The organism is Flavobacterium petrolei (assembly GCF_003314435.2).
Taxonomy (GTDB): domain Bacteria; phylum Bacteroidota; class Bacteroidia; order Flavobacteriales; family Flavobacteriaceae; genus Flavobacterium; species Flavobacterium petrolei.
Window position 1 is genome coordinate 116,160 of record NZ_QNVY02000006.1, and the last position, 21,184, is coordinate 137,343.

Genomic DNA, 21,184 nt, shown 5'->3' on the forward strand with positions numbered 1-21,184 from the left:
AATGAATGGCTGAAAATTCCTTTTTCCCTATAACGAATTGGTCCGAAGATGATAAACCACGTGAAAAATTGATGCTTAAGGGCAAAAGTGTTTTGAGTGATGCGGAATTAATTGCCATTTTGATTGGTTCAGGAAGCAGGAGCGAATCAGCTGTGGATTTAAGCAAACGAATTTTAGCTAGTGTTGACAATAATTTGAACGCCTTAGGGAAATTAGCGTTATCGCAGCTCATGCAATTTAAAGGAATAGGGGAGGCAAAAGCAATTTCGATTATTGCAGCCTTAGAATTAGGAAGACGCCGAAGAGGAGAGGATGCAGTGGAATTGAAGAAAATAACGTCGAGTAAAATTATTTTCGAAATCATGCAACCTATTATTGGGGAATTGCCACACGAGGAATTTTGGATTATTTACATGAATAATTCGAATAAAGTGATTGCAAAATCCCAGTTGAGTAAGGGCGGAATCACGGGAACATTAGTTGATGTGCGAATAGTTTTTAAAACAGCACTCGAGATGGGAGCTACTGCTTTGATATTGTGTCACAATCATCCTTCGGGGACGTTGATTCCGAGTGATGCAGATAAACATATTACGAAGAAATTGAAATTAGCTGGCGATAGTTTAGAAATAAAAGTATTGGATCATCTCATTGTAACTGAAGCCAGTTATTTCAGCTTTGCAGATGAAGGAATATTTTAAAAATATAAAATGAAACAAACACATATAAAGGATGTTTTTTTTGATTTAGATCATACACTTTGGGATTTTGATAAAAATTCAGAGTTGACTTTTGAGACGATTTTCAATAGAAATCATCCATCAATAATAACTAAAGATTTTATTGAGAAATATGTTCCAATAAATCAAGAATGTTGGAAATTATATCAATATGATAAAATTACTCATGAAGAATTGCGTTACAATAGACTCAAGTATTCTTTTGATGCAATAAATTACTCAGTTTCGGATGAGGAAATTGATGGAATTGCAAATGATTATATTAAATTTTTGCCAGAGAATAATCATCTTTTTGATGGAGCAATCGAACTTTTGGATTATCTTAAGCCTAAATATAATTTGCATATTATAACCAATGGTTTTGCGGATGTTCAATTTAAAAAACTAAATAATTCAAAAATAGGTTCTTATTTTCAGACCATAACTAATTCAGAAATGGCTGGAGTAAAAAAACCAAACCCTATTATTTTTGATTACGCTTTAGATTTGGCAAAAGCCATAAAAGGAAATAGTATTATGATTGGCGACAGCTTAGATGCTGATGTTCAAGGAGCTCTTGATGCTGGATTAGACGCTATTTTTTTTAATGAAAGTAAAATGCTTGTTGAAGATCATATCATACAAATTAATCATTTATTAGAACTTAAAAAATATTTATAAAGATGAAAAAATCCTTCCTGTTTTTGCTAATCTTCTTCGTCAGCTACTCTTATGCTCAATCTGTAAACGATTATAAGGCTGTTGTAGTTCCTTTAAAATATGATTTCCTTAAAGGTGAGAACCAATATCGGTTGAACACCTTGACTAAATTTAATTTGAATAAAGCTGGTTTTGAAGCATTTTATAGTAATGAGGCTATTCCAAATGATTTTAGTGATCGATGTAGTTTGCTTTATATTGATGTGTTAAAAGAGAATGGCTTTTTGATAACTAAATTATTTTTAACGCTCAAAGATTGTTATGGTAAAATTATCTTTCAATCCCCTATTGGAAAAAGTAAAGAAAAGGAATATCAAGTTGCTTATACCGAGGCGTTGAATGAAGCTTTTCAGTCTCTTTTTGCGTTGAAATATAAATATAATGGTAGTACAACTACAAAGGTTCAGTCTGAAATACAATCAGAAGTTGTTAAGCCAATGCCAGCAACTGTTACTACCGCTAAGAATGTTCTAAGTGAGCCTGTTGTTGTCAATACTGTTGTTGCGGATTCTAATTTGTTGTATGCACAGCCAACTGCTTCGGGTTTTCAATTAATTGACAGCGCGCCAAAAGTGGTTATGAAAGTGTTTAAAACTACTAATCCATCTTGTTATATTGCGGTTAAGAATGGCTTGCAAGGTGTTTTGTTGCTTAAAGAAAATCAGTGGTATTTTGAATATTATCAAAACGATAACTTAATGTCTGAAAAAGTAGTTGTTAAGTTTTAGTCTTCAAAAATCTGTTGCTGAAAATAGTTTCATAAAAAAAGTCTTGAGAAATCAAGACTTTTTTTATGAAATTTAATAGCCGTATTTATCTTTCCAGCGGTTTTTAAGAAATTCTCGGATACTGTTTTCTCTGGAATTGTTTCCAGGTACATAGATTGGGGTTTTGCTTAAAGCTTGTGGTAAAAACTCTTGTTCAGCAAAATTATTGGTATAATCATGGGCATATTTGTATTCTTCACCATAACCTAATTCTTTCATTAATTTTGTGGGTGCATTGCGCAAATGAATGGGCACGGGTAAGTCTCCAGTTTGTTTTACAAGTTGTTGGGCAGTTCCAATAGCTAGGTAAGAGGCGTTACTTTTTGCGGAAGTAGCTAAATAAACAGCGCATTGACTCAATATAATTCTACTCTCAGGATATCCAATTGTAGTAACAGCTTGAAAAGTATTATTAGCCATAATAAAGGCAGTTGGATTAGCATTTCCTACATCCTCACTGCTAAGTATTAGCATTCTTCGTGCAATAAATTTTACATCTTCACCACCTTCAATCATTCGAGCGAGCCAATAGACAGCGCCATTTGGATCACTTCCCCGAATAGATTTTATAAAAGCAGAAACAATGTCATAATGTTGTTCGCCGGTTTTGTCATACAAAACAGTGTTTTGTTGGACTAATGAGAACACCAGATCATTTGTAATAAAAATTTCGTCTTCATTAGACGCATTTACCACAAGTTCAAAAATATTTAATAGTTTGCGTCCATCTCCGCCGGAAAGTCTTAACAAGGCTTCGGTTTCTCCTAAAATAATATTTTTTGTAGACAAATAAGTATCTGTTTTCATCGCTCGTTCAAGCAGAGACTCTAAATCTTTTTTTGTAAAAGCGTTTAAAACATAAACTTGACAACGGGAAAGTAATGCTGGGATAACCTCAAAACTTGGATTTTCTGTAGTGGCGCCTATCAGTGTAATCCATCCTTTTTCGACTGCAGCCAAGAGGGAGTCTTGTTGTGATTTACTGAAACGATGAATCTCGTCAATGAACAAAATAGGGTTTTTGGCGGTAAACAAACCGCCGCTTTGCTTCGCTTTTTCAATAACTTCTCGAATATCTTTTACACCTGAATTGATAGCACTTAAGATATAGAATGGTCGTTTTGATTCTTGTGCGATAATTTGCGCCAATGTTGTTTTCCCTGTTCCGGGTGGTCCCCAAAAAATTAATGAAGGTATTATTCCTTTCGCAATTTGTTGTGTCAAAGATCCATTAGGTCCAACTAAATGAGCCTGACTAATATATTCTTCAAGTTTTTGTGGCCGTATACGTTCTGCAAGTGGTGCTTCCATTTTGTAAAATTACTATATTTCAAACTGAACTTGTTTTAGTTTCTGTTTTTTTTTTTTGGAGCTATTTCTCCCGAAGCTTCGGGATATACTATATCTTTTTATCTCGTTAAAAAACGAGATATAAAAGGATGCCTCCCGAGACTTTGGGATCATCTGGGCTAGGGAGCGCATTAAAAAATGGTTTTCAGTTTAAATATGACAAAATAGCATTAAATTACTTTTGGATAAGTTTTTGAATTATAACAAGAGATTAAAACTTTAAATAATTAATGGAAAAGGATTTTAAATTTACCAATTCAGTTATAGGATTACCTCTTTTTTTTGTGGTATTTCTTTGGTTTGTTTTTTGGCTCGAAATCCGATTTGATTTTGATTTTGTTCAAAACGGTATTTATCCTAGAACTTTTGCAGGTTTACAAGGGGTTTTGTTTAGTCCATTCATTCATGCTGATATGGAACACCTTTATAACAATTCGATTCCGTTACTAATTTTATTGGCGGCTCTACAATTTTTTTATGCGGAGCAATCGAAAAGAGTTATTGGATACGGTATTTTAGTTTCGGGGTGTATTACTTGGGTTATTGGCAGAGAGAATTATCACATAGGGGCAAGTGGATTAATTTATGTTCTCTTTAGTTTTGTTTTCTTTAAAGGAATACAAACTAGATACAATCGCTTGGTTGCCTTGTCGCTTGCGGTAATAGTCATTTATGGTGGTTTGGTTTGGTATGTTTTTCCAAGCCCTGAGATAACTGGGAATAAATCTATTTCTTGGGAAGGTCATTTGGGAGGATTACTCACTGGATTTTTTCTTTCGTTGGTTTATAAAACTCCAGAGTATAAAAAGGTAATTAAATATGATTGGGAGCTTCCGGATTTTGATCCCTTTGAAGATAAATTTATGCAGCGTTTCGATGCTAATGGAAATTTTGTGAACCTACCAGAAATAGAAGAAACTGAAGTGCAGCAGGAATTTTTGCCATATTATACTTCCAATTTTCTTGTAGATTATGAGATTGTCACAAATAAAAAAAATGAATCAAAACCTGAGTCTTGATTCATTTTTCATTAAAGAGTTTAGACTTTTTAATATTCTAAAAATTTAAGAAGTCTAATAATCTAAGATCGTTGTCTTACCGCTTCATATAAAAAAGCACCACAAGCCACTGATACGTTCAATGAACCAATAGTTCCAAACATTGGAAGTTTTGCTTTCTCATCAACAATCTTAAGAACTGATGGGTTGACACCTCTGTCTTCCGATCCCATAATGATAGCAACAGGCTCGTTTAGAGAAATGTCATAAATATTTTGATCTGTTTTCTCTGTCGCAGCCACGGTTTTAATACCACTGGCTTGCAAAAGAAATATAGCATCTTTAATGTGTTCTACTTTACAAATTGGAATGTTGAAAACTGCTCCAGCAGATGTTTTTACAGTGTCGCCATTAACAGGTGCAGATCCTGCTTTTTGAACAATAATACCATTTACTCCGGTACATTCTGCAGTTCTGATGATAGCACCAAAATTACGGGCATCAGATATTTGATCCAGAATTAAAAATAAAGGTTTTTTACCATTTTCAATTACTGATTCTATTAAAGATTCTAAGTCAAAAAAGGAAATAGGAGAGATAGTAGCTACTGCACCTTGATGGTTGTTAGGTGTCAATCTATTTAACTTTTCAATAGGAACATAGGAAAAGTTGATATTTCCACGCTTCATTACTTTCATTAAGTCTTTCATTAGTTCGCTGTTAGCTTCCTTTTGAATATAGACTTTGTCTACAGTTGCGCCTGCTTGTATAGCTTCAATGATCGCTCTAATCCCAAATATTTGATGTTCTTTTTCCATGGTGCAAATATAGGGATAATGTTTTTATAAAAAAAAGCCACCCCAAATGAAAGGGATGGCTTTAGTATGAAAATTTGGTTTAAAATCTAATTATTTAGCCCAAATTAATTTAGTGTTTAATTTATCACCTCCAATAGCAGTAGCTGCAGCAGTAACATTATCACCATTTAACTGTTGTAAGTTAACTGGGTAAGTAAATCTAGCAGGCATAGCTGTTAAGTTGTTTAAAGCTATGAAAGTATAAGTAGTTACTCCAGAAATCGGATTGTTTAAATTGTAAGTTCCTCCTGGTTGAAGAAGTGTATTTGGATATCCAGTTCTTCTGTACTCAGCAAATGCTTCATATGGTTGCATGAATAATGCAATATACTTTTGTGTGATTACATTTGCTTGATTAGCTGGAGCTAAAGTAGCTAAATAAGCTGTGATCTTTACTGTAGAAACACCCCAACGCTCCATCGAAGCTCTTACTCCTTTTTGATAATTGGTGTTGTTCCATGCATTGTTTTCAGCTAATAAGAATTCTACTTCAGAATATTCCATTAAGATTTCAGTATAATCTTGTTTTAAAACATTTGAACTCCAAAAAGAAGTACCAACTCTTTGGCCAGCAGCCTGAGCACTAGTAATACCATAAGGCATACCCACATACTTAGTTAAATCATCAGTTTCGACGTAAGTTTTTGCCTTAACCTGAGCTTTAGTAGCTGTTATTGGTGCTGCGTATTTTTGCAATCTTGGGTCAACTCCAAATGTTCCTAAATTTCCTTTTAATAAGTCAACAAGTGTATTTGAAATTGCAAAATCAGTTCTGTTAGAAATCCAGAAATCTTCATAAAATGGACTTGGATTAATATCAGTTGCTTCATATTTAACACCAACATTGTCAGCGTTAGATGTCATAACACCAGCAGCAATGGCTTCTGTAATATGTAATTCAGCTCCGGGAACTTTACCTTTAACTCTATTCGCAATACGCAACCTTAACGAATTAGCGAATTTTTTAAGTTTTGCAGGTGTTTTAAAAAGTTGGTCGCCTTTAGTGAAAACATTAGATTCGCTAGTTACAACCATTGCAGCTGCTTCTTTCAACTCTTTCATAAGATCCGCGTAAATCTTTACTTGAGAAGCGAATTTTGGTTTATCTATTCCTTCTAACAATTGCAAAGCTTGAAAGTCAGCATCCTTGTTTCCATACGAATAATAAGGAACATCACCATAAGCATCTACTAATTGTAAGAAAGTGTAGGCTAGCATTACCCTTGCAGCTGCAATTTGGTTATTGCTATTTCCATAAGGCGAATTCGCTATTTTTGTGATAGGATCCGTGTTCAAATCAATTACAGTTTTAAAATCCTGTGCTGCTAAATAGTAGTTCGTGTACAAAGCTTGATTTGTAACTTCTCTAAATTGAAATCTATCTTCTTCAGTATAATTTCTTTGAGCAGAATATTGTACCCAAGGTAGTGCCATTCTTCCAGAAGAAAAACTTCCTCTTGATTGATCCATGACAAATACTACTGCATTATTGTAGAATGCGTATGCCGGAATACTAGGAACTGCTGGAGCATTTGGGTTTTCATTGATGTCCTCTAATTGATCGCTACAACTTACAGTAGTTGTAAGTATTGCTACAATTGATAATAGTGATATTAATAATTTTTTCATCTTGATTTTTTTTTTAGAATTTAAATTCTAGATTCATTCCGTATGTTCTAGTTGATGGTAATGAGCCTCCTTCAAGACCTTGAGTGTTGCCACTACCATAAGAAGCCATCTCTGGATCCATTCCCTTCCAATCTAAGCCCCATGCAAATAAATTTCTTGCAAAAAGAGAGAACCTTAAGTCACCGAAATCTCCGATGATTTTTTTAGGTAAAGTGTAACCAAGAGTAACCTCTCTTAATTTTACATAACTGGCATCAAATACATTCATAGCATCAAGGCCATAATGTTGTTGAGCCCATGCTTGTCCAGGTAATACTGATGTGTTTTTACTACCATCTTCGTAAACAGCGTCTACTATTATTCCATTTTCACGAATATCGTTAGCAGCTGTCGCTTCTAACAAACCTGAATAAGAACCCCACATGTGTGTAGTAGAGAAGTAACTACCGCCTTTTTGTATGTCAATTAAGAAGCCGAAATTTAAGTTCTTGTATTTGAATGAGTTTCTTATACCCATGTTATATTCCGGAATGATTGTACCTAAAGATTTTCTTGTTGTAGGAATGTATGCACCGTCACTATCTACAACTTTGTTTCCGTTGTCATCATAAGTAAAATCAGTTCCGTAAATCTGACCGTAAGGTTGTCCGGTTACAGCTAATAAAGTAGCTTGGAATGGAGCTGAACCAATGATTAATTCATTCAGTCCTGGAGCTAATTCAATTAGTTTGTTGTTGTTTTTAGCAAAGTTCCAAGTGATATCCCATGTAAAATCTTCCGTTCTTACGGGGTTAAGCGTTACTGTAGCCTCAAAACCTTTGTTTTGTAATTTACCTGCATTTCTTAAAGACGAAGTAAATCCCATGGAAGCGTCACCTTGAACCGGTGTTATTAAATCTGTTGTAACTACATCGTAGTAAGAAACATCTAATCCAACTCTTCTGTTGAATAAACTTAATTCTAAACCTACCTCTTTAGTAGTTTTTAACTCAGGTTTTAAATTAGGATTAGAAGCTGAGTTTGGTTGGCTATATCTAATATCACCTTGAAAAGGTGTGTCAGATACACCATCGAAAGATAATCTGTAAGGAGTAGTTGCATTTCCTGCTTGAGCCCAACCTCCTCTAATTTTACCGTAGTTTAACCAAGATAAATCTGTTAATTCTGAAAAAATGAAACTTCCAGTTAATGAAGCGTAATTTACGCCTTCATTTACAGTACTAAACCAGTCGTTTCTATCAGTAGCTTCTAAAAATAGAAAGTCATCATAACCTAACGAAAGGAAGCCGTAAACACTATTTGTTCTAGTTTTTTCTTCGTAATTTGTTGCTTGCGCAGCAGTCGCACTGTTTGATAAGTTGTAGATGTTAGGAAGGACTAATCCACCAACTGTAGCTCCAGAAACTCTTGATAAATTGTAACTTCTTCTGTTAACACCAGCAAACGAGTTTAAACTGAATTTATCGAATTTTTTATCGTAATGTAAACGACCTTCATAATTGAAATCAGTCAATGTTCTGGCACTAGTAGCGAAGCTAGAAGTAGCTTGAGAACCTATTGCAACTCTTTCATTGATGTTTAAAGAATAAGTATCTCCGTAAACGTTACCAACAGCATAAAAATCTGGAGTAAAGTTATAAGTGATTTTCCCATTTCCATATAATCTGTTTCTTGTATCAGCTGATGTGTTTTCGTTGATAATCCAATATGGATTATCAGAATAATTAGGAGTTGCATCGTCCCAAGCGATTCTGTTCCACGATCTTTGTGATCCATCAGATAATTTGTAATCTTTCAATTCATTGTAATCTAATTGTCTTTGGCTCCACTGATAGAATTTTTGAGCTAAACCATTATCTCCATAACCAACTTCAGGTCTGTTAAAACCTCTTGTTTGAACATACGTAACCATACCTTCAACTTTAAGTTTTTCACTTAATTTTGAGTTAGCATTGATAGAAAATGTATTTTTTGTTAAAGAAGAATTTGGAACTATACCTTCAGTTTTTTGATTAGCATAAGAGAATCTTACACCTGAATCTTGGTTTGATTTGGTAAATGACAATGAATTATTTCTTGTAATTCCCGTATTAAAGAATGATTCAACACCATTTTTAGGTGCAATCCAAGCCTTTTCTTTTAAATAATCATTAGCAAATTCTGGATCAAATGCATTCCAAGGCAAATACAATAATGTTGGGTCATATTTAGGTCCCCAGCTTTCATCTGTGGCATAATCAGCTAAATTGTATGTTTTACCATTAATTACTTGATTTTCAAAAGTAGTTGAACTACCACCGCCATATTGATTTTGTAGTTTTGGAGCAATGTAAGCATTTTCAAATGTGATACCAGTGGTAAATGATATTTCAGATTTTCCACTACCTCTTTTTCCAGATTTTGTTGTGTATAAAATAGCTCCGTTACCTGCTCTACTTCCGTAAAGAGCTGCTGCAGGACCTCCTTTTAATACCGTTACTGATTCAATATCATCAGGGTTAATGTCTGCTGATGCATCACCGTAATCTCTACCACCTGCTCCTCTTTGCGTGTTTGCAGTGTTGTAATTACCATTGTCTAATGGGATACCATCAATTACAATTAAAGGTCTATTTTCTCCGGTTACCGATCCAATACCTCTAAGTACGATTCTTGTAGATCCTCCCATTGTAGATGGAGCAGTTACTTGTAAGCCCGCAACGTTTCCTGATAAGGCAGAAACAGCATTGTTAGAGCCTCCTTCGTTCAATGTAGAACCTTTTACTTCTTGTGCAGCGTAGCTTAAAGATTTCTTTTCTCTTTTGATACCTAAAGCAGTCACTACAACTCCTTCAAGTTCCAGTGCGTCGTTTGCTAATTTGATATTTACCGTTGATGAACTAGCTGTCATTTCTTGGGTTTTCATCCCAATATAGCTAAATACCAATACTTGGCTTGGGGTTGCTTTGATAGAAAATTTTCCATCAAAATCAGTTTGTGTTCCAGTTTGTGTTCCTTTTACTAATACACTCACACCTGGTAAAGGCATTCCTGCATTATCAGAAACAACACCTGAAACAGCTCTTTCTTGCGCAAAAGTAATTTGCGCTACTAGTACTAATAGTAGTACTAAGAATCCATTAAACTTTAGTTTCATTTTATAATATTTTGAATTAGTCTCGCAAACTTCTTAATAATTTGTTAACTTTCCTAATATATAAATCGATAATTTATGTTAATTCTAGAATTTAACATTATAGCTTATGTGAACCAGTGATTTTGAAATTTTGAATTGCTGATTTTTAGCAGTGCCATTTGCTACGGCTAATTTTAGTAATCCATTTTTTGTTTGTAGTCCTACTCCAAGGCCTACGCCAATTAAGTTTTGGGTTTTATCACTTGTTTCTAAACCAGTTTTGTTTTTATAAAGGCAATAGTCAAGAATGGAATGAATGTAAAGATTTGAAGAAAGAATATATCTGTATTCTGTAAGAATAGATGTTATAAAATAGGCTTGAAGGCTATTTTCTGTAAATCCTCTAACGCTTTTGAATCCTCCAAAACGAAACAATTCGTTAATAATATAATTGCTGCTTCTCAAATAATAATTTTGGCTGTTAAGATTTATTGAATTCCTTTTATTCAAATAAAGGGTATGTGTGGCTTGAATGTTTACGAAAAATTGCCTGTTTTCTGAGTTTTCAAATTTTATGTTACTATTTCTTTTTCCTATTCCTACGGATGTTAAAAATCTTGATTTTACTGGAAAAATATTATTGTTGCTATCTGGTTTTGTATGTTCAAAACTGGATGTTAAGTAAGAGTTATTGAAATCGCTAATCGAACTGTTGTTTGAGTTTTGTATGTCACTTGACTCTGTAGATTGGTATCCCAAATAAATTCTCGTGTTATAATTGGCAAAGTAGCTTAAATCAATGGCTGTTTTTGTGTTTTGAAAAGTTGTGTCTTGTCTGAATAATTGAATTTGCGCCTTTAATCCTATTGGGGTTTTTAGTAAATAAGGAATTTCAATCTGTGCTTTAAAAGTCTTCTGGTCGTTGCCGTCACTTTTCCAAAATATTGAAAGTTGTTCGCCGATAGCTAAAATATTTTCTAGCGTCACATCTAAATATCCATTTAGGGTTAATTTGCTGTTTACATCGTTCGAGAAGCCTAAGAACCCATCAAATGTATTTGAATTCTTTTTTTCGAGATACACGAAAACTTTTGTTGTGTCGTTTGTGAATAGAATTTCAGGGTATTTTATTTGGTTTACAAATCCAAATTTATTGAAGTCACTGTAAATTTCTTCTACAGTTTTTTGGTTAAAAATGCTATTTTGATATTTCTTATTTACTTGTGTCAAATGTCCCTTAGGAAATTTATTGGATTGCGTATTATCTGAATATTGGATTATAAGAGAATTGAGTTTTCTTTTTTTGTTGGATTCGAATTTTAAGTCAGCATACAGAGTGTTATTGTCTCTTTTTATGTTTATTAGTTTTAGTGTTGCTAAAGCGTACCCTTTTTGTTCTAATTTTTGTATTGTTTCTTTTAGGAATGAATCTGTATCAGGGTACGGTAATTCAATATTATTGTTTTTTTGGGTTAAGGTAATGGTGTTGTTTAATAATTCGTCGCTACCTATATATATATGAATAAATTTTATTTTTTTGCCTAAGTTTAATTTTGTGACATAACTCGAGTCATTTGCTTTGCGAAGATCAGAAAGGTTATTGTCAATGTATCCTATTTTTGAAAGTTTGCTTGATATTTCACTTATTTCATCCTGAATCGATTTTGTGTTTTTGTGTTTTCTAAGGTAAGATATCGAGTCGATTGTTCTTGTTTCAGATGTGGAGCCTCCAATTATTTGTAAGTATAAATTTTGAGCAGAAGAATTCTGTCCAAAAATCAAAAATAAAAGAAAAAGGAAAGCTGTTTTCAAAGGAATATTTATTTAAATAAATGTAATGCAAATATCTATGGTTTGTAATAAAAATCAAACCATTAAATAATCTTATTGAAAATTAATAGTTTAACGTTTGTAGAGTGAAAAATATTTTCTACATTTGCAACCCCGTAAAAAGCGGGAATTTAATATAATAAGAAATTTTTAGTATTAATTATGCCAACAATTCAACAATTAGTAAGAACAGGAAGAACTCAGATAACTAAGAAGAGTAAATCGGTTGCTTTAGATTCTTGTCCTCAAAGAAGAGGGGTTTGTACGCGTGTTTACACTACAACACCAAAAAAACCAAACTCTGCAATGCGTAAAGTAGCGCGTGTACGTTTGACAAATGGTAATGAAGTGAATGCTTACATCCCTGGTGAAGGACACAATTTACAAGAGCACTCGATAGTATTAGTTAGGGGTGGAAGGGTAAAAGATTTACCAGGAGTTAGATATCACATCGTTCGTGGTGCGCTTGATACGTCAGGAGTAGCAGGAAGAACGCAAAGAAGATCTAAGTACGGAGCTAAACGCCCAAAAGAAGCAAAAAAGTAATTTAAAAAGTTATTTCTTATAGAGATGTAATTCATTACAACTGTATAATTATGACATTTTATTAAAAAAAAGACATGAGAAAAAGAGCGGCAAAGAAAAGACCACTTTTACCAGATCCAAGGTTTAATGACCAACTGGTAACACGTTTTGTGAACAACTTAATGTGGGATGGAAAAAAATCGACAGCGTTTAAAGTATTTTATGATGCTATTGACATCATTGAGTCTAAGAAACAAGATGCTGAGAAACCATCATTAGAAATTTGGAAAGATGCGTTGACTAATGTTATGCCTCACGTAGAAGTACGTAGTCGTAGAGTAGGTGGAGCTACATTTCAAATTCCAATGCAAATTCGTCCAGATAGAAAAATTTCTATGGCGATGAAATGGTTAATTCTTTATTCAAGAAGAAGAAACGAAAAATCTATGGCTCAAAGGTTAGCTTCAGAATGTTTGGCTGCGGCTAAAGAAGAAGGTGCTGCCGTTAAGAAAAGAATGGATACTCACAAAATGGCAGAAGCTAATAAAGCTTTCTCTCACTTTAGATTTTAATTCATAAGAAATGGCTAGAGATTTAAAATATACAAGAAACATAGGAATTGCTGCTCACATTGATGCTGGTAAAACAACAACAACGGAGCGTATATTGTTCTATACAGGAAAATCACATAAAATTGGTGAAGTACATGATGGTGCTGCAACAATGGACTGGATGGCACAAGAGCAAGAAAGAGGTATTACAATTACTTCTGCAGCTACAACTTGTGAATGGAATTTTCCAACTACACAAGGTAAAGTTTTGCCTGAAACATTGCCTTATCACTTCAATATTATCGATACTCCGGGACACGTTGACTTTACAGTTGAAGTAAACCGTTCTTTACGTGTTCTTGATGGTTTGGTTTTCTTATTTAGTGCTGTTGATGGTGTTGAGCCTCAGTCTGAAACTAACTGGAGATTAGCAGATCAATACAGAGTTCCACGTATTGGATTCGTTAATAAAATGGATAGACAAGGATCTAACTTTTTGATGGTTTGTCAACAAGTAAGAGATATGTTGAAATCAAACGCAGTTGCAATCACTTTGCCAATTGGTGAAGAAAATGATTTTAAAGGTGTTGTTGATTTGGTTAAAAATCAAGCTATAGTATGGCATGAGGAAGGTTTAGGAGCAACATATGATATTGTGCCTATCCCAGAAGATATGCTTGAAGAGGTTAAAGAATACAGATCGATTCTTATTGAAGCAGTAGCTGATTATGATGAGACTTTGCTTGAAAAATTCATGGAAGATGAAAACTCTATTACAGAGGAAGAAATCAACATTGCATTAAGAGCAGCTGTAATGGACATGGCTATTATTCCTATGATTGCTGGTTCTTCTTTCAAAAACAAAGGAGTTCAATTCATGTTAGATGCAGTATGTAAATATTTGCCTTCTCCAATGGATAAAGATGGTATCGAAGGAATTCATCCGGATGATGCTGATTTATTAGAAGAAGATCAAACTAAAATTTTGCGTAAGCCAGATGTTAAAGAGCCATTCGCCGCTTTAGCATTTAAAATTGCTACCGACCCATTCGTAGGTCGTTTAGCTTTCTTCCGTGCTTATTCAGGACGTTTGGATGCTGGTTCTTATGTTTTGAACACACGTTCAGGAAATAAAGAAAGAATTTCTCGTATCTACCAAATGCACGCTAACAAACAAAACCCAATCGATTATATCGAGGCAGGTGATATTGGGGCGGCAGTTGGATTTAAAGATATTAAAACTGGAGATACATTGTGTGATGAAAAGAACCCAATTATCTTAGAAAGTATGAAATTCCCTGCGCCGGTAATTGGTATTGCAATTGAGCCTAAAACTAAAGCTGACGTAGATAAAATGGGTATGGCTTTGGCTAAATTGGCTGAAGAAGATCCTACTTTTACAGTTAGAACAGATGAAGCTTCAGGTCAAACTATTATCTCTGGTATGGGTGAGCTTCACTTGGATATCTTAGTTGATAGAATGAGACGCGAATTCAAAGTTGAAGTAAATCAAGGTGAGCCTCAAGTTGAATATAAAGAAGCTTTTACTAAGAAAGCACAACATAGAGAAACGTACAAGAAACAATCTGGGGGTCGTGGTAAATTCGGTGATATCGTATTTATTCTTGAACCAGCAGATGAAGTTGACGGTAAAGCTCCAGTTGGATTGCAGTTTGTAAATGCAGTAAAAGGTGGTAACGTTCCTAAAGAATATATTCCATCAGTTGAAAAAGGGTTTAGAGAAGCTATGAAAACAGGTCCTTTAGCCGGATACCAAGTAGATAGTTTGAAAGTAACTTTATTAGACGGATCTTTCCATCCGGTGGATTCTGATGCACTTTCTTTTGAACTTGCGGCAAGAATGGGTTATAGAGAGGTAGCTAAAGCAGCTGGTGCTGTTATATTAGAGCCAATCATGAAAATGGAAGTGATTACACCAGAAGAAAACATGGGAGATATCGTAGGTGATATTAACCGTCGTAGAGGTCAGGTGAATGATATGGGTGATAGAGCTGGTGCTAAAACTATTAAGGCAGATGTGCCATTATCTGAAATGTTTGGATACGTTACTACGTTAAGAACGCTTTCTTCAGGTAGAGCAACATCTACTATGGAATTTTCACACTACTCTGAAACGCCTTCTAATATTTCAGAAGCAGTTATCAAAAAAGCAAAAGGAAACGCATAATCTTTAAGAAAATGAGTCAAAAAATCAGAATAAAATTAAAATCTTACGATCACATGTTGGTAGACAAGTCTGCTGAGAAGATTGTAAAAACGGTAAAAAGTACCGGTGCAGTTGTTACAGGACCAATTCCATTACCAACTCACAAAAAACTTTTCACTGTTCTTCGTTCTCCACACGTAAACAAAAAAGCGAGAGAGCAATTTGAAGTAATGTCATACAAGAGATTAATTGACATTTATTCATCTTCATCTAAAACTATTGATGCTTTAATGAAACTTGAATTGCCAAGTGGAGTTGAAGTTGAAATCAAGGTTTAAGTAGTTTAAGAGTAAAAAGGAACGCTGTTTTTAAGCGAAAAATATTTTTTTGGTTTGTGTGTAAATAAGTTATACATTTGCACCCACTAAAAAAATAGGATTCGTTTAAAAGCTGCGTTCTATATTTATATTTAATAATTAATAATTAATAATTATGTCTGGGTTAATTGGTAAAAAAATCGGCATGACTAGCATTTTCGACGAGAACGGGAAGAATATTCCTTGTACAGTAATCGAAGCTGGACCATGTGTTGTTACCCAAGTCAGAACCAAAGGTGTTGACGGGTACGAAGCGTTGCAACTTGGTTTCGATGACAAAAACGAGAAACATTCCACAAAAGCGGCTTTAGGTCACTTTAAAAAAGCGGGAACTGTAGCTAAGAAAAAAGTCGTTGAATTCCGAGATTTCGCAACAGAACAAAATTTAGGAGATCTAATTGATGTTTCTATTTTTTCAGAAGGAGAATTTGTAGATGTACAGGGTGTATCTAAAGGTAAAGGTTTTCAAGGGGTTGTAAAACGTCACGGTTTTGGTGGTGTTGGTCAAGCAACTCACGGTCAACACAACCGTTTAAGAGCGCCAGGTTCTGTAGGAGCTTCTTCTTATCCATCTAGAGTATTCAAAGGAATGCGTATGGCTGGACGTATGGGAGGAGACAATGTAAAAGTTCAAAACCTTAGAGTTTTAAAAGTAGTTGCTGAAAAGAACCTACTTGTTATAAAAGGATGTATTCCTGGATGTAACAACTCTTATGTAATCATTCAGAAGTAATGGAAGCAAAAGTATTAGATTTCAACGGAAAAGATACTGGAAGAAAAGTTCAACTTTCTGATTCAGTATTTGGTATAGAACCAAACAATCACGCAGTATACCTTGATGTTAAGCAATATCTTGCTAATCAAAGACAAGGGACGCACAAAGCTAAAGAAAGAGCTGAAGTAGCGGGAAGTACTCGTAAGATAAAAAAACAAAAAGGAACTGGTACTGCTCGTGCGGGTAGTGCAAAGAATCCATTGTTTAAGGGTGGTGGAACAGTTTTCGGACCAAGACCAAGAAGTTATTCATTCAAATTGAATAAAAGCTTGAAACGTTTGGCTAGAAAATCTGCTTTCTCAATTAAAGCAAAAGAGTCGAATATTATCGTTCTTGCAGACTTTGAATTTGAAACGCCAAACACTAAAAATTTCATTAACGTTTTGAAAGCTTTAGAGTTAGAAAATAAAAAATCCCTGTTTGTATTGGGTGATACGAATAAAAATGTATATTTGTCGTCACGCAATTTAAAGGGCTCTAGCGTGGTAAGTAGCTTAGAATTAAGTACTTATGCTATATTAAACGCTAATAATTTAGTGCTTTTAGAGAGTTCTTTGGAGATAATTGAAGAAAATTTAAGTAAATAATAGGATATGAGCATCATAATTAAGCCTATAGTAACGGAAAAAGTAACCAAAGAAAGTGAAGTTTTAAACCGCTTCGGATTCGTTGTTGACAAAAAAGCAAACAAAGTGCAAATTAAGAAAGCTATTGAAGCTGCTTATGGAGTAACTATTTTGAGTGTTAACACGATGAACGTAAGACCGGATAGAACTACAAAATACACTAAAAGTGGTTTAATCAGTGGAAAGACGAATGCAATCAAAAAAGCAATTGTTCAAGTACAAGAAGGAGAAACAATTGATTTTTACAACAATATCTAAGATAAAATGTCAGTAAGAAAATTAAAACCTATTACCCCAGGTCAGCGATTTAGAGTTGTGAATGGTTATGACGCCATTACAACTGATAAGCCGGAACGCTCTTTGATAGCGCCGATAAAAAACTCTGGTGGTAGAAATAGTCAAGGAAAGATGACCATGCGTTATACGGGTGGTGGTCACAAGCAGAGATATCGTATTATTGATTTTAAACGTACAAAAGAAGGAATTCCGGCTACAGTAAAATCAATTGAATATGATCCAAATCGTACTGCATTTATCGCTTTATTAGCTTATGCTGATGGAGAGAAAACGTATGTTATTGCTCAAAACGGATTGAAAGTTGGTCAGAAATTAGTTTCTGGTCCAGAATCTCAACCTGAAATTGGTAATACTTTACCTTTAAGTAGAGTTCCACTTGGAACTGTAATTTCTTGTATCGAATTGAGACCAGGTCAAGGAGCTGTAATCGCTCGTTCTGCTGGAACATTTGCTCAGTTGATGGCAAGAGATGGAAAATATGCTACAATTAAAATGCCTTCAGGGGAAACAAGATTGATCTTGTTGACTTGTTCGGCTACAATTGGAGCGGTTTCTAATTCAGACCACCAATTAGTTGTATCTGGTAAAGCAGGTAGAACAAGATGGTTAGGAAGAAGACCTAGAACAAGACCTGTTGCAATGAACCCTGTCGATCACCCAATGGGTGGTGGTGAAGGACGTTCTTCTGGTGGACATCCACGTTCAAGAAATGGAATACCAGCTAAAGGTTATAGAACTCGTTCTAAGAAAAACCCGAGTAACAAGTATATCGTAGAACGTAGAAAGAAATAATAAGATATGGCACGTTCATTAAAAAAAGGACCTTTTGTTCATTATAAGTTAGACAAGAAAGTTCAAGAAAACATCGCAGGTGGAAACAAAGGAGTGGTAAAGACTTGGTCTAGAGCTTCTATGATTACTCCAGACTTTGTTGGGCAAACTATCGCAGTTCATAACGGTCGTCAATTTGTACCAGTTTACGTAACAGAAAACATGGTAGGTCACAAATTAGGAGAATTTTCACCAACGAGATCTTTTAGAGGTCATGCTGGAGCAAAAAATAAAGGTAAAAAATAAGAAGCAATGGGAGTTCGTAAAAGAGAAACAGCAGATGCAAGAAAAGAGGCTAATAAGTCTTTGGCCTTCGCAAAGTTAAATAACTGCCCTACTTCACCTAGAAAAATGCGCTTAGTAGCAGATCTAGTAAGAGGTCAGAAGGTAGAAAGAGCACTTAACATTTTAAGATTTAGTTCTAAAGAAGCTTCAAGAAAATTAGAGAAATTGGTTTTATCAGTAATTGCTAACTGGCAAGCTAAAAACCCTGACGCTAATATGGAAGAAGCTGGTTTATTTGTTAAGGAAATCCGTGTTGACGGTGGAATGATGTTGAAAAGACTTCGTCCAGCGCCACAAGGAAGAGCACACAGAATTAGAAAACGTTCTAACCACGTAACAATCGTGCTTGGGGCTATCAATAACACACAAAGCAATTCTTAAGCAGCATGGGACAAAAGACAAATCCAATTGGAAATAGACTTGGTATCATCAGAGGATGGGACTCAAACTGGTATGGTGGAAATGATTACGGTGATAAACTTGCCGAAGATTATAAAATCAGAAAGTATATCCATGCTCGTTTATCAAAAGCTAGTGTATCAAAAGTAATTATCGAGAGAACTTTGAAACTTGTAACCGTTACTATCACTACTGCCAGACCTGGTATTATTATCGGAAAAGGTGGCCAAGAGGTAGACAAGTTGAAAGAGGAACTTAAGAAAATTACTGACAAAGAGGTTCAAATCAACATCTTTGAAATCAAAAGACCTGAGCTTGACGCGTATCTAGTTGCTACCAGCATCTGTCGTCAAATCGAAAGTAGAATTTCTTACAGACGTGCAATCAAAATGGCTATTGCTGCTTCTATGCGTATGAACGCTGAAGGTATCAAAGTTTTGATTTCTGGTCGTTTGAATGGTGCTGAGATGGCTCGTTCGGAAGGTTTTAAAGAAGGTAGAATTCCTCTATCAACTTTCAGAGCTGATATTGATTATGCTTTGGCAGAAGCTCATACTACTTACGGTAGAATGGGAATCAAAGTATGGATCATGAAAGGTGAAGTTTACGGAAAGAGAGATCTTTCTCCACTTGCCGGAATGGACAAAAAACAATCTGGTGCTGGTGGTAAAGGTGGTGATTCTCCAAGAGGAGACAGAAAACCTTTTAACAAAGGTGGAAAACCAGACGCTCGTAAACGAAAGTAAATTTTTAAACTAAAGAAAAATGTTACAGCCTAAAAGAACAAAATACCGTAAGGTACAAAAAGGTAAAATGAAAGGAAATTCTCAAAGAGGACATGAACTTTCTAATGGAATGTTTGGTATTAAATCTGTACATGAAGATGGAATGTTCTTAACCTCTCGTCAAATTGAAGCTGCGCGTATTGCTGCAACTCGTTTTATGAAAAGAGAAGGACAATTATGGATCAAAATATTTCCAGACAAACCAATTACTAAGAAACCTCTTGAGGTACGTATGGGTAAAGGTAAAGGTGCAGTTGAGTATTGGGCTGCCGTTGTTAAACCCGGAAGAATTATGTTTGAAGTTGGAGGAGTACCTTTGTCAGTTGCAAAAGAGGCGTTACGTCTTGCAGCACAAAAGCTTCCAGTAAAAACTAAATTCGTCGTTGCTAGAGATTTCGAAGCATAATTTATATTATATTATGAAACAATCAGAAATAAAAGATCTTTCTGCAGCAGAGTTGCAAGAAAAGCTTAGCCAGACTAAGAAAACATATGCTGATCTAAAAATGGCTCACGCTATTTCACCAATTGAGAATCCACTTCAAATTAGAAGTGTGAGAAGAACAGTTGCAAGATTGGCTACCGAACTTACTAAAAGACAATAACTGTAGTCTGCTGAAAGATGGAAGAAAAAAGAAATTTAAGAAAAGAAAGAGTTGGTGTTGTTACTTCTGACAAAATGGATAAATCTATTGTTGTTGCTGAAGTACGTAAAGTAAAACACCCATTATACGGTAAGTTCGTGTTGAAAACTAAAAAGTATCACGCACACGACGAAATGAACGACTGTAACGTTGGAGATACTGTAAGGATTAGCGAAACGCGTCCTTTAAGTAAAACAAAATGTTGGAGGTTAGTTGAAATCTTAGAAAGAGCTAAATAATTATGGTACAACAAGAATCAAGACTAAAAGTAGCAGATAACACTGGAGCAAAGGAAGTTTTAACTATCCGTGTTTTAGGAGGTACCAAAAGAAGGTATGCCTCTGTTGGTGACAAGATTGTAGTTTCTATAAAAGATACTGCTCCTAACGGAAGCGTTAAAAAAGGAGCTGTTTCAACTGCAGTTGTTGTACGTACCAAAAAAGAAGTAAGAAGAGCCGATGGTTCATACATTAGATTTGATGACAACGCATGTGTGTTATTGAATGCTGCTGGTGAAATGAGAGGAACTCGTGTTTTTGGTCCAGTAGCAAGAGAACTTCGTGAAAAACAATTCATGAAAATTGTATCATTAGCACCAGAAGTGCTTTAATTCGTTTTTAAGATGATAAAGCTAAAAATAAAATCAGGCGACATTGTAAGAGTAATTGCTGGAGACCATAAAGGTGCTGAAGGTAAAGTTTTACGTGTTTACCGTGAGAAGAACAAAGCGATTGTTGAAGGTGTAAACATGGTTTCGAAACACACGAAACCTAGTGCAAAAAGCCCTCAAGGTGGTATCGTAAAGAAAGAAGCTTCTATACAAATATCTAATATTTCTTTAATTGATCCTAAAACTAAGGAAACAACTAGAGTTGGTATTAGAGTAGAAGGAGATAAGAAAGTAAGATTTTCAAAAAAATCTAATCAAGTACTATAG

General features: G+C 34.8%; 25 protein-coding genes. 20 read left to right on the plus strand and 5 right to left on the minus strand.

Going from position 1 to position 21,184, the window contains the following annotated elements:
- Positions 1-5 precede the first annotated feature (5 nt).
- From radC to DR871_RS14965, 3 genes are read left to right on the plus strand one after another with little or no spacing between them, the layout of a single operon-like run.
- Positions 6-701 (plus strand): RadC family protein, encoded by a 696-nt coding sequence (gene radC / locus DR871_RS14955; RefSeq protein WP_113666962.1) that lies wholly within the window; start codon positions 6-8, stop codon positions 699-701.
- A 9-nt stretch (positions 702-710) separates the two neighbouring features.
- Entirely contained in the window at positions 711-1,400 is a 690-nt protein-coding gene (locus DR871_RS14960) for a YjjG family noncanonical pyrimidine nucleotidase (protein ID WP_113666963.1), read from the plus strand.
- 2 nt (positions 1,401-1,402) lie between these two features.
- Entirely contained in the window at positions 1,403-2,167 is a 765-nt protein-coding gene (locus DR871_RS14965; RefSeq protein ID WP_113666964.1) for a hypothetical protein, read from the plus strand.
- Between the two features lie 72 nt (positions 2,168-2,239).
- Here the strand turns inward: DR871_RS14965 and DR871_RS14970 are convergent, their stop codons facing one another.
- A complete protein-coding gene (locus tag DR871_RS14970) occupies positions 2,240-3,517 on the minus strand; it encodes a replication-associated recombination protein A (protein WP_113666965.1) in 1,278 nt (425 codons plus the stop codon).
- 269 nt (positions 3,518-3,786) lie between these two features.
- On the opposite strand from DR871_RS14970, the gene DR871_RS14975 reads away from it, so the two are divergent.
- Entirely contained in the window at positions 3,787-4,575 is a 789-nt protein-coding gene (locus DR871_RS14975) for a rhomboid family intramembrane serine protease (protein ID WP_113666966.1), read from the plus strand.
- Between the two features lie 62 nt (positions 4,576-4,637).
- On the opposite strand, the gene rlmB is transcribed toward DR871_RS14975, so the two are convergent.
- From rlmB to DR871_RS14995, 4 genes are all read right to left on the minus strand, one after another.
- Positions 4,638-5,372 (minus strand): 23S rRNA (guanosine(2251)-2'-O)-methyltransferase RlmB, encoded by a 735-nt coding sequence (gene rlmB / locus DR871_RS14980; RefSeq protein ID WP_113666967.1) that lies wholly within the window; start codon positions 5,370-5,372, stop codon positions 4,638-4,640.
- Positions 5,373-5,462: 90 nt separating this feature from the next.
- A complete protein-coding gene (locus DR871_RS14985; protein ID WP_113666968.1) occupies positions 5,463-7,040 on the minus strand; it encodes a SusD/RagB family nutrient-binding outer membrane lipoprotein in 1,578 nt (525 codons plus the stop codon).
- Positions 7,041-7,053: 13 nt separating this feature from the next.
- Positions 7,054-10,176, minus strand: a complete 3,123-nt coding sequence (locus tag DR871_RS14990; protein ID WP_113666969.1) for a SusC/RagA family TonB-linked outer membrane protein — start codon at positions 10,174-10,176, stop codon at positions 7,054-7,056.
- An 84-nt stretch (positions 10,177-10,260) separates the two neighbouring features.
- On the minus strand, positions 10,261-11,967 hold the full coding sequence (locus DR871_RS14995) for a BamA/TamA family outer membrane protein (RefSeq protein ID WP_113666970.1): 1,707 nt from the start codon (positions 11,965-11,967) through the stop codon (positions 10,261-10,263).
- A gap of 180 nt (positions 11,968-12,147) precedes the next feature.
- Between DR871_RS14995 and rpsL the strand changes: the two genes are divergently transcribed.
- The 16 genes from rpsL (at position 12,148) to rplX (ending at position 21,184) form a co-directional block, all read left to right on the plus strand.
- Positions 12,148-12,531 (plus strand): 30S ribosomal protein S12, encoded by a 384-nt coding sequence (rpsL, locus tag DR871_RS15000; protein ID WP_007136570.1) that lies wholly within the window; start codon positions 12,148-12,150, stop codon positions 12,529-12,531.
- Positions 12,532-12,605: 74 nt separating this feature from the next.
- On the plus strand, positions 12,606-13,082 hold the full coding sequence (rpsG, locus tag DR871_RS15005) for a 30S ribosomal protein S7 (RefSeq protein ID WP_035668130.1): 477 nt from the start codon (positions 12,606-12,608) through the stop codon (positions 13,080-13,082).
- Positions 13,083-13,092: 10 nt separating this feature from the next.
- Positions 13,093-15,249, plus strand: a complete 2,157-nt coding sequence (fusA, locus tag DR871_RS15010) for an elongation factor G (RefSeq protein ID WP_113666971.1) — start codon at positions 13,093-13,095, stop codon at positions 15,247-15,249.
- An 11-nt stretch (positions 15,250-15,260) separates the two neighbouring features.
- Positions 15,261-15,566 (plus strand): 30S ribosomal protein S10, encoded by a 306-nt coding sequence (gene rpsJ, locus DR871_RS15015; protein WP_011963470.1) that lies wholly within the window; start codon positions 15,261-15,263, stop codon positions 15,564-15,566.
- A 154-nt stretch (positions 15,567-15,720) separates the two neighbouring features.
- Complete coding sequence (gene rplC / locus DR871_RS15020; RefSeq protein ID WP_113666972.1) at positions 15,721-16,338, plus strand: 50S ribosomal protein L3; 618 nt, start codon at positions 15,721-15,723, stop codon at positions 16,336-16,338.
- Positions 16,338-16,967: a 50S ribosomal protein L4 gene (rplD, locus tag DR871_RS15025; protein WP_113666973.1), complete on the plus strand. Its 630-nt coding sequence runs from the start codon at positions 16,338-16,340 to the stop codon at positions 16,965-16,967. The genes rplC and rplD overlap by 1 nt, the downstream gene beginning before the upstream one ends.
- A gap of 6 nt (positions 16,968-16,973) precedes the next feature.
- A complete protein-coding gene (rplW, locus tag DR871_RS15030) occupies positions 16,974-17,264 on the plus strand; it encodes a 50S ribosomal protein L23 (protein ID WP_066081040.1) in 291 nt (96 codons plus the stop codon).
- 6 nt (positions 17,265-17,270) lie between these two features.
- Positions 17,271-18,095, plus strand: a complete 825-nt coding sequence (rplB, locus tag DR871_RS15035; RefSeq protein ID WP_035668122.1) for a 50S ribosomal protein L2 — start codon at positions 17,271-17,273, stop codon at positions 18,093-18,095.
- Between the two features lie 6 nt (positions 18,096-18,101).
- The gene (gene rpsS, locus DR871_RS15040; RefSeq protein ID WP_007136562.1) at positions 18,102-18,380 is read left to right on the plus strand and encodes a 30S ribosomal protein S19; all 279 of its coding nucleotides are present in this window, start codon (positions 18,102-18,104) and stop codon (positions 18,378-18,380) included.
- 6 nt (positions 18,381-18,386) lie between these two features.
- Positions 18,387-18,800 carry a 50S ribosomal protein L22 gene (gene rplV, locus DR871_RS15045; RefSeq protein WP_113636701.1) on the plus strand — a complete coding sequence of 138 codons (414 nt, stop codon included), beginning with the start codon at positions 18,387-18,389 and terminating at the stop codon, positions 18,798-18,800.
- A 5-nt stretch (positions 18,801-18,805) separates the two neighbouring features.
- Positions 18,806-19,564 carry a 30S ribosomal protein S3 gene (gene rpsC, locus DR871_RS15050; protein WP_066081035.1) on the plus strand — a complete coding sequence of 253 codons (759 nt, stop codon included), beginning with the start codon at positions 18,806-18,808 and terminating at the stop codon, positions 19,562-19,564.
- Between the two features lie 19 nt (positions 19,565-19,583).
- The gene (rplP, locus tag DR871_RS15055; protein ID WP_007803637.1) at positions 19,584-20,009 is read left to right on the plus strand and encodes a 50S ribosomal protein L16; all 426 of its coding nucleotides are present in this window, start codon (positions 19,584-19,586) and stop codon (positions 20,007-20,009) included.
- Positions 20,010-20,022: 13 nt separating this feature from the next.
- Positions 20,023-20,208: a 50S ribosomal protein L29 gene (rpmC, locus tag DR871_RS15060; RefSeq protein ID WP_091203666.1), complete on the plus strand. Its 186-nt coding sequence runs from the start codon at positions 20,023-20,025 to the stop codon at positions 20,206-20,208.
- 17 nt (positions 20,209-20,225) lie between these two features.
- On the plus strand, positions 20,226-20,486 hold the full coding sequence (gene rpsQ, locus DR871_RS15065) for a 30S ribosomal protein S17 (protein WP_091173701.1): 261 nt from the start codon (positions 20,226-20,228) through the stop codon (positions 20,484-20,486).
- A 2-nt stretch (positions 20,487-20,488) separates the two neighbouring features.
- Positions 20,489-20,857, plus strand: a complete 369-nt coding sequence (gene rplN, locus DR871_RS15070) for a 50S ribosomal protein L14 (protein WP_026717863.1) — start codon at positions 20,489-20,491, stop codon at positions 20,855-20,857.
- A gap of 12 nt (positions 20,858-20,869) precedes the next feature.
- Positions 20,870-21,184: a 50S ribosomal protein L24 gene (gene rplX, locus DR871_RS15075; protein WP_035668111.1), complete on the plus strand. Its 315-nt coding sequence runs from the start codon at positions 20,870-20,872 to the stop codon at positions 21,182-21,184.